This window comes from Brevundimonas sp. UBA2416 (assembly GCF_002343105.1).
Taxonomy (GTDB): Bacteria; Pseudomonadota; Alphaproteobacteria; order Caulobacterales; family Caulobacteraceae; genus Brevundimonas.
The window spans coordinates 53092-63935 of record NZ_DDRM01000032.1 but is presented as its reverse complement, the minus strand read 5'-3'; the positions used below and the strand labels follow the sequence as shown (position 1 = coordinate 63935).

Annotated in this window: 13 protein-coding genes; 12 read left to right on the top strand and 1 reads right to left on the bottom strand. The window is 68.8% G+C overall.

Annotated elements, in window-relative coordinates; all coding sequences use genetic code 11:
- From B3E43_RS10405 to B3E43_RS10365, 9 genes are all read left to right on the top strand, one after another.
- On the top strand, nt 1–1192 hold a 1192-nt coding region (locus tag B3E43_RS10405), incomplete at its 5' end, for an ATP-dependent metallopeptidase FtsH/Yme1/Tma family protein (protein WP_292029164.1).
- A 120-nt stretch (nt 1193–1312) separates the two neighbouring features.
- Nucleotides 1313–2356, top strand: a complete 1044-nt coding sequence (locus B3E43_RS10400) for an alpha/beta fold hydrolase (protein ID WP_292029161.1) — start codon at nt 1313–1315, stop codon at nt 2354–2356.
- A gap of 14 nt (nt 2357–2370) precedes the next feature.
- Nucleotides 2371–3591, top strand: coding sequence for an acyltransferase family protein (locus B3E43_RS10395; RefSeq protein WP_292029159.1), 1221 nt, complete (start codon nt 2371–2373; stop codon nt 3589–3591).
- 58 nt (nt 3592–3649) lie between these two features.
- Entirely contained in the window at nt 3650–4294 is a 645-nt protein-coding gene (locus tag B3E43_RS10390; protein WP_292029158.1) for a hypothetical protein, read from the top strand.
- A 3-nt stretch (nt 4295–4297) separates the two neighbouring features.
- Nucleotides 4298–4600, top strand: a complete 303-nt coding sequence (locus B3E43_RS10385) for a winged helix-turn-helix domain-containing protein (protein WP_292029156.1) — start codon at nt 4298–4300, stop codon at nt 4598–4600.
- Nucleotides 4600–5418 (top strand): dihydropteroate synthase, encoded by an 819-nt coding sequence (gene folP / locus B3E43_RS10380; protein WP_292029153.1) that lies wholly within the window; start codon nt 4600–4602, stop codon nt 5416–5418. Before B3E43_RS10385 ends, folP begins: the two co-directional genes overlap by 1 nt.
- Nucleotides 5419–5479: 61 nt before the next feature.
- Nucleotides 5480–6283, top strand: coding sequence for a bifunctional hydroxymethylpyrimidine kinase/phosphomethylpyrimidine kinase (thiD, locus tag B3E43_RS10375; protein ID WP_292029152.1), 804 nt, complete (start codon nt 5480–5482; stop codon nt 6281–6283).
- A complete protein-coding gene (locus B3E43_RS10370; protein WP_292029151.1) occupies nt 6280–6861 on the top strand; it encodes a nucleotidyltransferase family protein in 582 nt (193 codons plus the stop codon). Before thiD ends, B3E43_RS10370 begins: the two co-directional genes overlap by 4 nt.
- A complete protein-coding gene (locus B3E43_RS10365; RefSeq protein WP_292029150.1) occupies nt 6858–7667 on the top strand; it encodes a PhzF family phenazine biosynthesis protein in 810 nt (269 codons plus the stop codon). The genes B3E43_RS10370 and B3E43_RS10365 overlap by 4 nt, the downstream gene beginning before the upstream one ends.
- 66 nt (nt 7668–7733) lie before the next feature.
- Here the strand turns inward: B3E43_RS10365 and B3E43_RS10360 are convergent, their stop codons facing one another.
- A complete protein-coding gene (locus tag B3E43_RS10360; RefSeq protein ID WP_349677580.1) occupies nt 7734–8171 on the bottom strand; it encodes a hypothetical protein in 438 nt (145 codons plus the stop codon).
- A 255-nt stretch (nt 8172–8426) separates the two neighbouring features.
- On the opposite strand from B3E43_RS10360, the gene B3E43_RS10355 reads away from it, so the two are divergent.
- Genes B3E43_RS10355 through B3E43_RS10345 form a run of 3 tightly spaced genes read left to right on the top strand, consistent with a single transcriptional unit; the run spans nt 8427 to nt 10837 of the window.
- Complete coding sequence (locus B3E43_RS10355; protein WP_292029148.1) at nt 8427–8711, top strand: hypothetical protein; 285 nt, start codon at nt 8427–8429, stop codon at nt 8709–8711.
- A complete protein-coding gene (locus B3E43_RS10350; RefSeq protein WP_292029146.1) occupies nt 8712–9392 on the top strand; it encodes a response regulator transcription factor in 681 nt (226 codons plus the stop codon).
- Entirely contained in the window at nt 9389–10837 is a 1449-nt protein-coding gene (locus tag B3E43_RS10345) for an ATP-binding protein (RefSeq protein ID WP_292029142.1), read from the top strand. The genes B3E43_RS10350 and B3E43_RS10345 overlap by 4 nt, the downstream gene beginning before the upstream one ends.
- Nucleotides 10838–10844 lie beyond the last annotated feature (7 nt).

Sequence of the window (10844 nt, the reverse complement as noted above, 5' to 3'; positions counted from 1 at the left end):
GTTCGAACAGGCCAAGAAGAACGCTCCGTGCATCATCTTTATCGACGAGATCGACGCCGTCGGCCGTCACCGCGGCGCCGGTCTGGGCGGCGGCAATGACGAGCGCGAGCAGACCCTGAACCAGCTGCTGGTCGAGATGGACGGGTTCGAGGCCAATGAGGGCATCATCCTGATCGCCGCCACCAACCGTCCCGATGTGCTGGACCCGGCCCTGCTGCGTCCCGGCCGTTTCGACCGTCAGGTCGTGGTGCCGAACCCCGATGTAAACGGCCGCGAGAAAATCCTGCGCGTCCACATGAAGGACGTGCCGCTGGCCTCGGATGTCATGGTCAAGACCATCGCCCGCGGCACCCCCGGCTTCTCCGGCGCCGACCTGGCCAACCTCGTGAACGAGGCGGCCCTGATGGCGGCCCGCAAGGACCGCCGCATGGTCACCCATCGCGACTTCGAGGACGCCAAGGACAAGGTCATGATGGGCGCCGAGCGCAAATCCATGGCCATGAACGAGGAAGAGCGCCGCCTGACTGCCTATCACGAGGGCGGCCACGCCATCGTGGCCATGAACGTCAAGATGGCCGACCCCGTGCACAAGGCGACCATCGTCCCGCGCGGCCAGGCCCTCGGCATGGTCATGCAGCTGCCGGAAGGCGACCGCTATTCCATGAAGTACCAGCAGATGGTCGATCGCATCGCCATCATGGCCGGCGGCCGCGTGGCCGAGGAGCTGATCTTCGGCAAGGAGAACATCACCTCGGGCGCCTCGTCGGACATCCAGCAGGCGTCGAAACTGGCGCGCCGCATGGTCACCCAGTGGGGCTTCTCGGACATCCTCGGCACGGTCGCCTATGGCGAGAACGAGCAGGAGGTCTTCCTCGGCCACTCGGTGGCGCGCAGCCAGAACGTCTCGGAAGAGACGGCCCGGATCATCGATTCCGAGGTCAAGCGCATCGTCGGCGCCGGCTGGGACGAGGCTCGCCAGATCCTGACCGACAAGGCCGCTGATCTGGAGACACTGGCCCAGGCCCTGCTCGAATACGAGACCCTGTCGGGTCAGGAGATCAAGGATCTGCTGGAGAAGGGCGTCGCCCCGAACCGCGACGAGAGCAACTTCCCCAACGCCGGCCCGTCGGTCTCCGTGCCGATCACCCCGGCGCCGGACAGCGCCCCCGCCGAGGTCCAGACCGTCCATTGACCGGCTGAACAGACAAGACCCGCCGTGGGCGTCGCTCGCGGCGGGTTCTTTCAGGCGAACTTGTTTGCATTATAAACAAGTCTATGAGATATGGCCTTCCATCAATAGGGGAGCCCTTCCATGTCGTCATACGAAACCCGTCCGTCCGACCGCCTGTACGGCCTCGACGCCTTGCGACGGACCGCGCTGAAGGCCGGCGCCGTGGCGGTGAGCCTGCTTGCCTTGGGCGTGGCCGCGCCCGTGACGGCCCAGAGCTCATCGAACCCGACCGCCGCCGATCAGGCGCCCGCCGGGCCCGGCGGCTATGTTCGTCCCGCGGCGCCGGGGCGGCTCGTCGAGGTGGTGGCGGACCGGCGGCTGCACATCTTCTGCAAGGGCGAGGGCTCCGGCCCGACGGTGATCTTCGAGGCGGGGCTGTCGCAGTACACGGCCAATTCGACCCTGGCGGCCACCCAGGACGCCATCGCCGGCTTCGCCCGGGCCTGCACCTATGACCGCAGCGGGATGGGCTGGAGCGACCCGACCCCCGAAGGCTGGACCTATGCCGACAGGACGCGGGACTTGCACGCCCTGCTCCAGGCCGCTGGGCTGGAGGGACCCTTTGTCCTGGTCGGTCATTCGCTCGGCGGGCTTTTGATCCGCGCCTACGCCGAGGCCTATCCCGGTCAGGTGGCGGGTCTGGTGCTGGTGGACGGCAGTTCGGAACGCGATCTCCCCGATTTCGAGGCTGCCCGGGGGCCGACCGTCTCACAGATCGATGCGGCGCTGGCCGTCTCCCGACCGGGGGTTCCCATCATCGGCATGCCGGCAGGGACCTCCGCGGAAGTGCAGATGGCGTTCACGCCGGAAATTCTGCGAGGGGTGAAGGCCGAGTTCGAAGCCCTGGCCGGGCTTGACGCGGCGACCCTGCCTCCGGGCGCGCCGGGTGCGCTGGGCCAGCTGCCGCTGATCGTCATCCGCCGGGGGCGAACGATGTCCCCGCCGAGCGAGGCGGACCTGAACCATCGCCGGAACCAGGAGAGTCTGGCGGCCCTGTCCTCCAACAGCGTGCTGATCGTCGCTGAGAACAGCGGCCATGTGATTCCGCTGGATGAGCCGCAGGTGGTGTCTGACGCCGTCCGCCGGCTTCTCGCGGCCCTGAATTCCCCCGACCGCCGTCTGTGAAAGAGAACGGTTCGATGACCCATTCCGAGACCTACCCGTCCGGGCGCCTGCACGGCCTCGACGCCCTGCGCGGGACCGCCCTGCTGCTGGGCGTCGTCCTGCACGCTTCGATGTCCTATTTCCCGGTCACGATCTGGATCGTGCCCGACACCGACAACTCCCCGGTGGCCAGCGCCATCTTTTTCGCCATCCACCTCTTCCGCATGACGAGCTTCTTCCTGATCGCCGGTCTGTTCGCGCACATGATGCTCGACCGGCGCGGAACCGTCGGTTTCATCAAGGATCGGGGGATGCGGATCGCGGGGCCGCTGGCAGCCTTCTGGTTTCCGGTCCTCGCCGCCATCATCGCGGGGCTGATCTGGATGGCCGCCATCCGCAACGGAGGAACCATTCCGACCGACGGACCGCCCCCACCGCCGCTGACGCTCGAGACCTTTCCGCTGACCCACCTGTGGTTCCTCTGGGTGCTGCTGATCCTCTATGTCGGCATGCTGATCCTGCGCGCGCCGTTTGCGATGGCGGATCGCGACGGCGGCTGGGGCCGGTTCGTCGACCGCATCACCGGCGCCCTGATCGGTCCCTGGACCCCGGCCCTGATGGCCGCTCCGCTGGCGGTCGCCTTCTGGCTGACGCCCAACTGGATGCCCTTCTTCGGCATTCCGACGCCGGACACGGGACTGGTTCCCAATGCGACCGCCCTGACCGCCTTCGGGACCGCCTTCGGCCTCGGCTTCCTGCTGGACCGTCGCCGCGACCTGCTGGTCCGCATCGAGCGCCTGTGGCCCGTGTTCACGGTCGTGGCGCTGGGCGTCGGGACGGCGGCTATGGTCATGGTCGGCGGCCCGGTCCCGGAGCTTGCGCCGGTCACCGATCCGGAGCTGAAGGCCCCATTGGCCGCGGTGATGGCCCTGGCGGTCTTCGCCTCGGTCTTCGCGGTCCTGTCGCTGGCCCTTCGCTTCGCCTCGGGATACAGCGCCGTCCGCCGCTACCTCGCTGACTCGTCCTACTGGGTCTACATCGTCCACCTGCCGCTGGTCATGGTCGGCCAGATCCTGGTGGTGAACGAGACCTGGCCCTGGTTCGTCAAGTTCGGCGTGGTCATCGGGGGAACAATGGCGATCAGCCTGCTGACCTACGAACTGCTGGTCCGTCACAGCTTCGTCGGCGGCTGGCTGAACGGCCGCCGCATCCCCTGGCGCCATCAGCGGGACCCGGAATTCTCGCCCGCCGAATAACTTGCCAATACCCGCCGGCTCGTCCACCCCAAGGACGAGCCGGCTCCGGAGAATCGTCATGCCCGCCAAGCCCCGCCTGCATTCCGCCGAGGACGACCTCGCCTTCATGCGCTCGATCGTCGAGGGCGGCGGGCGGCCGCCGATGACGCTGGCGATCTGCTATCTGGCCGGCGGCCTGCTGTATGGCCTGCAGTGCCTGTTCCACGTCGGTCAGGCGACAGGCCTGATCCGCTGGCCGGACCTGGCCAACCTGGCCTTCGTGGTCGGGATCAGCGCGACCTTCCTGTCGATCCTGACCTGGGCGATCCTCAAGGATCGCAAGACCGGTGGATCCAATCGCGGACCGATGGCGACGCGCACCCTGAACGCCGCCTTCAGCGCCACCGGCATGGCCAACTGCGCCGTCATCATCGTCTTCGGCGTGGGTGCCTGGCGCGATCAGGACTTCGCCATCTGGCTCTATTACGCCGCCATCGTCTTCGCCCTGCAGGCCGCGGCCTGGTACATGGCCTGGACGCTGAAGCGGAAGGGCTGGATGCTGGCCACGGCGCTGGGCGGCTGGGCCACGGCCGTGGCGCTGGGCGTGCTGGTGCGCGAGCCCTTCCTGTATCTCGGCGTCTGCACCGTCGCCTTGTTCCTGCTGTTCGCCCTGCCGGGCTGGATCCTGTTCCGCGACGCCCGCTCCGGATCGAAGGCGGCCTGAACCATGGGACTGGCCGATCTCGGACGGATCGACGAGGTCATCCACGGCCGCATGCGGCTGGGGATCATGGTCTATCTGTCCGACGCCGACAGCGCCGACTTCACCGAGCTCAAGACCGTGCTTGAGGCCACCCAGGGCAATCTGTCTGTCCATCTGAAGAAGCTGGAGGAGGCGGGCTTCGTGGCCATCGCCAAGAGTTTCAAGGACAACAAGCCCCTGACCCGGGTGTCGATCACGCCTGCGGGCCGCAAGGCCTTCGGCGCCTATCTCGACGCCATCGGCAGCCTGATCGGGGGCAGGGACTGATGGAGCCGCCCCTGAAGCGCCCCCGCGTCATGGGCATCGTCAACGTCACGCCCGACAGCTTCTCCGACGGGGGCCGGCTGACTTCGGTCGAGGTCGCGGTGGCCCACGGCCTGCGGCTGGTTGAACAGGGGGCGGACATTCTCGACATCGGCGGCGAGAGCACCCGTCCCGGCGCCGCGCCCGTCGCCGAAGCCGAGGAGATCGCCCGGGTGGTTCCGGTCATCGAGGGCCTGCGCGCCGCCGGCTGGACCGGCCCGGTCAGCATCGACACCATGAAGCCCGCCGTCGCCCGCGCGGCCGTGGCCGCCGGGGCGTCGATGTGGAACGACGTGACGGCGCTCGGCCTTGCGCCCGACAGCCTCGCGACGGCCGCCGAGCTCGGCTGCGACGTGGTGCTGATGCATATGAAAGGCGAGCCGCGGACCATGCAGGCCGACCCTCACTATGACGATGTGGTCGAAGAAGTCGCCGGCTGGCTGAGCGGCCGGGCTGAGGCGGCGATGGCGGCGGGGGTGGCGCGCGAGCGGATATGGCTCGACCCCGGCATCGGATTCGGCAAGACGGCGGCCCACAATCTGGCCCTGACGGCGCGGCTGGACCGGCTGGCCGCGGCCGGCTTTCCGGTCCTGTATGGAGCCAGCCGCAAGCGGGTGATCCAGTCCGTCGACCCGACGGCGACTGACTCCGGCGACCGATTGGGCGGATCGCTGGCCCTGGCGCTCGAGGCGGCCCGTCGGGGAGCCGGGATCGTCCGGGTCCATGATGTGCGCGAGACGGTGCAGGCCCTGGCGGTGCAGGCGGCGGTCGGCGCGGCATAGATCCGGGCGGCTCAAGGACCACCGGGCTTGCACGATGGCTCGGGATTGGTCATCCAGCGCCATGCCCTCCTTCCTCGGACGCGTCCTCATCATCGCCGGCTCGGATTCGGGCGGCGGCGCGGGAATCCAGGCCGACATCAAGGCCGTGACCATGCTGGGCGGATACGCCGCCACGGCCATCACCGCCATCACCGTGCAGAACACCCTCGGCGTCCATGGCGTGCACCCGCTGCCGCTGGACCTCATCGAGGCGCAGGCGCGGGCGGTGCTGGACGACATCGGCGCCGATGCGATCAAGACCGGCATGCTGGGCTCGACGGCGGTGGTGGAGCGGGTCGCGGCCATCCTCGATTCGTCAGGCGCTCCGGCGGTGGTCGATCCGGTCATGATAGCCAAGGGCGGCCACCCGCTGCTGGCGGACGACGCCGTGGCCGCCGTGCGGTCGCTGATGATCCCGCGCGCGGCCCTGCTGACCCCCAATGCGCCCGAGGCCGAGGCCCTGACCGGCATCGCCGTCGCCGATCTCGACGGCCAGCGCCGCGCCGGCGAGGCCCTGCTGGCCATGGGCGCGCGGGCGGTGCTGATGAAGGGCGGCCATGTGCCGGGCGAGACGGTGGTGGATCTGCTGCTGACACCGACGGGCGAGACCCTGCTGGAGGGCGAGCGGTTCGACACCCGCAACACCCATGGCACCGGCTGCACCCTGGCCAGCGCCTGCGCGGCGGGGGTCGCGCAGGGCCTGCCGCTGGAAGTCGCCGTCGCCAATGCCTGGGCCTATGTCGCCGAGGCCATCCGCCGGGCGCCGGGGCTGGGCGGAGGACACGGGCCGCTGGACCACGGCTGGCCGCTGAGGCGCGACGCATGAGCGGCCTTGAAGCGCGGCTGGTGGAGATCGTCCGCGCCGACCCCGGCCTGATGCACGTCCTGAAGGGGGTTCGGGATCAGGGCCTGCCGGACTGGCGCATCTTCTCGGGGGCGGTCTACCAGAGCGTCTGGAACGCCCTGACCGGCCGTCCGGCGGGCTATGGCGTCCGGGATTATGACGTCGGCTATTTTGATCCGGACACCAGCTGGGACGCCGAGGATGTCGTGATCAAACGCGTAGCGGCCGCCTTCGACGAGCCGTTCCGCAGCACGGTCGAGGTCCGCAACCAGGCGCGCGTGCCGATCTGGTTCCCCGCCCATTTCGGCGAGCCCTATGATCCCCTGTCCGGGACGGATGAGGCGCTCGAACGCTTCGTGGCCCCGGCCTTCGCAGTCGGGGTGCGGCTTGAGCGGGATGACACGATCAGCGTGGCGGCGCCGCTGGGACTGGAGGACGTCTTCGCCCTGACCCTGCGGCCCAATCCGAACCGCCCCCGGGCGAAGGACTGGCCGCGCGTGGTCGAACGGGCGCAGGCGCGCTGGCCGGAACTGACAGTGGTTACGGAGGCCGACCGATGAGGCAGTGGACCGTCGACGCCTTCGCCGCCGCCCCGTTCAAGGGCAACCCCGCCTGCGTGGTCGAGCCCTTCTACGCGTGGCCGTCCGACGGCTGGATGCAGGTGCTCGCGAAGGAGAACAATCAGGCGGAGACGGCCTTCCTGCTGCGCACCGGTGATCCGGCGCGGTTCGGCCTGCGCTGGTTCACGCCGGGGATGGAGGTCGATCTGTGCGGCCATGCCACCCTGGCCTCGGCCCATGTGCTGCTGGCCGAGCTTGGGCTCGAGGCCGCGGCCATTACCTTCGACACCCGCTCCGGTCCGCTGATGGTGGTGCAGGCGGCCGGCGGCTATGAGATGGACTTCCCCGCCGATCCGCCACGGCGGACCGCGGCGCCGGACGGTCTGGTCGAGGCGCTGGGGGTCACGCCGGTCGAGGTCTGGGCGGGGCGGTATCTCGTGGCGGTGCTGGACGATGCGGCGGCGGTGCATGCCGTGACACCCGACATCCGTGCGCTGGCGACCATACAGGGCGAGGCCGGCGAGATCGGTCAGGTGATTGTCTGCGCGCGGGCGGAGGCCGCGGATGACGTCGATGTGGTCGACCGCTTCTTCGCGCCGGGTTGCGGCGTGGATGAGGATCCGGCGACCGGTTCGGCTCACTGCATCCTGGGGCCGCTGTATGCCGGCAAGCTCGGCCTGACGACGGTGCGGTTCCGGCAGGTCTTTCCCGGCCGGGGCGGCGACATCGAGACCGAGACCCGCGGCGACCGGGTGCTGCTGCGCGGACGGGCCGTCACCGTGATCGAGAGCCGACTCCGGGTCTGAGACAGGGAAAGGGGCGCGACCCTTGCGGATCGCGCCCCCCGGACCTTCGGGGAGGAAGGTCTGGCCCTAGTAGCGACGGTTGTCGTTGTCGCGGCGTTCGGCGCGGATCTGCATGGACAGGCGATCGTAGCGGCGGTCCAGCTCAAACCGCTCGCGAGCCGAGAGGCCGCCGCGCATATAGGTCCGTTCCAGACGCACCAGGGCGTTCAGTTCGTTGCGCAGCCGGGTCGCTTCCCGGCGGCTGAGTTGACGGGTGCGTTCGCCCTGATCGATGCGGCGGTCCAGCTGGTATTTGCGCTGGCTGATGTTCTGCCAGCCGCCACCGCGATCATTGTCCCAGCGACCACCCCGGTCGCCGCCACGGTTATTGTCATAGCGACCACGGTCCTGTTCATAACCACCCCGACCGTCCCGGTCCTGGTGGCCGTAGGACTGGGCCATGGCGGGGACCGCGACGGAAGCCGCGGCCAGGGCGAGGGCGGGGATGAAAATTTTCTTCATCATCGGACTTCTCCTTGAGCGTTCCACGCGGACCGGGGTGGCCGGCGTTGATCCGAGATGACCATTCACCGGCTGAGCGCGATCTGAACGGCGCATGTCAGCTTTCATTCATCAGCATGAATTCGTCGTCACGCCCCGAACGCCCCGCCCGGACTGCAAATCCTCGCCGCGCGCGCGAGGGGGGCGGCGCGAAAGGTGAAACATGTCTACACTCGCCGTTCAGCCGTCGTTCAGAGCCTGAGGCCTAGACCGCTCTTCATGATCCGCCCGTCCGCCATACTGCTTGCAGCCCTGATCGCCGCCGCGCCCCTGTCGCAGGCGGTTGCGCAGGACCGTGGCCCCCGCGCTGAGCGTCAGCAGCAGGAGGAACGCCGCATCAGCGTGGGCGAGGCTGTTCAGCGCGCCTCCTCGGGCCGCCAGGGACGTTTCCTTGGCGCCAGCAACAGGGGCGACACCATTGTTGTGCGCTGGGAGTATCCCGGCGGCCGCGTCGCCGACATCATGGTGGACGCCCGCAGCGGCCGGGTTGTGGGAGAACGCTGAATGCGAATCTTGCTTGTCGAGGACGACGTCGATCTCTCGCGCCAGCTGAAACTGGCCCTGGGCGACGCCGGCTACGCCGTCGATCACGCCGCGGACGGCGAGGAAGCCCATTTCCTCGGCGATACCGAACCCTATGACGTGGTCGTGCTGGACCTCGGCCTGCCCAAGATCGACGGCGTCTCGGTGCTGGAACGCTGGCGCCGCGACGGCAAGACCACGCCCGTTCTGATCCTGACCGCGCGCGGCGCCTGGTCGGACAAGGTGTCGGGCTTCGACGCCGGGGCCGACGACTATCTGACCAAGCCCTTCCACACCGAGGAGCTGCTGGCTCGGCTGCGTGCCCTGCTGCGGCGCTCGGCGGGGATCGCCTCGGCGACCCTGTCGTGCGGCGGCCTTCGCCTCGACCCGCGCGCGGCCCGCGCCACGGTCAACGGCGAGCCCCTGCGCCTGACATCGCTGGAATACCGGTTGCTGCACTATCTGATGATGCATCAGGGCCGGGTCATCAGCCGCACCGAACTGGTCGAACATCTTTACGACCAGGACTTCGATCGCGACTCCAACACCATCGAGGTCTTCGTCGGCCGCCTGCGCAAGAAGATCGGGCCCGACCGGATCGAGACCGTGCGCGGTCTCGGCTACCGCCTGACGCCGCTGGCCGGGGAGTCCGAAGGGGCGTGACCGAGGCGGCGGGGGGCGAATCGGCTCCGGCCGACGACAGGTCCTGGGGCCGCTGGTTCGGGCGACCGGGTCGCAGCCTGACCCGACGGCTGATCTGGCTCGCGTCCGGATGGATCGTACTGGCCCTTGTCCTCACCGGCTGGGCCCTGACCAGCCAGTATCAGGAATCCGCCCTCCGACGCCTGGGCAATGTGCTGGCCGAGACCATCGACGAGGTGGTGATCGCGACCAATGCGGGACCGGATGGCGTCGTCGTCGCTGAAATCCGGGATGCCCAGACAGACCGGGCCCTGTCCGGAAAATACTGGGCTGTGGCCGAGCTGGACGGCGAAGGCGGCGTACGTTTCATCGCCGGCTCGCCTTCCCTTGCGGGAGAGGAACTGGCCGTGCCCCGGGGTCTTCCGGGCCGGTTGGCCGACGCCAACGGAGCCACCATCAGCTTCAACGACCCCGGCTTCCTGCGTCCGCCGCTGCGTCAGCCGCTGAGAGTCGCCGCCAGCCTGAAGTCGCTGCCGGGACGCAGCGAACCGCTGGTGTTCATGGCCGCGATCGACCGGACCAATATCGAGAACGATACCCGCCAGTTCGCGACCTTCACCTGGACGTCCCTGCTGATCCTCGGCCTGGGACTGGTCATCGCCGTCTTCCTGCAGGTGCAGATCGGCCTGCGTCCGTTGTTCAGTCTCCGCAATGAGATCGCCGACGTCCGAAAGGGCAAGGCCGCCCGCATCGTCCGGACCTATCCGATGGAAATCCAACCGCTGGCCGAACAGGTCAACCGCCTGCTGGACCACAACCAGGAGACGGTCGAACGGCAGCGCACCCACGTCGGCAACCTGGCCCATGCGCTGAAAACGCCGCTGTCGGTCATGCTGTCCGAGGCCGGATCGCAGAAGGGCGACCTGCCGGACATGGTCCGCAAACAGACCGAGGTGATGAAGGCCCAGGTGGACCACCACCTGCGCCGCGCCCGCGCCGCCGCCCGCGCCCAGCTGCTGGGCGAACGCACCCCCATAGCCGAGGTGCTGGACGAGATGGCGGTCATGCTCGAGCGCGTGTTCGAGGAGAAGGCGGTCGAGATCGACTGGCGCGCGCCCGATGAGCTCGGCTTCCGGGGCGAAAGGCAGGACCTGCAGGAAATCCTCGGCAATCTGATGGAAAACGCCTGCAAATGGGCGAAGCGCCGCGTCCGCATCACCGCCGGCCCGACCGGCCTGGGGCAGATGGTGGTGGTGGTCGAGGACGACGGCCCCGGCCTGCCCGCGGACCAGCGCGAGGCGGCGCTGGAACGCGGCGCCCGCATGGACGAAACCACGCCGGGTTCGGGTCTCGGCCTGTCGATCGTGGTCGAGCTGACGCGCGCCTACGGCGGCAAGATCACCCTCGCCGACAGCGATCTTGGCGGCCTCAAGGTGTTGCTCGAACTGCCCGCGGCTGAGGCCTGATTTCATC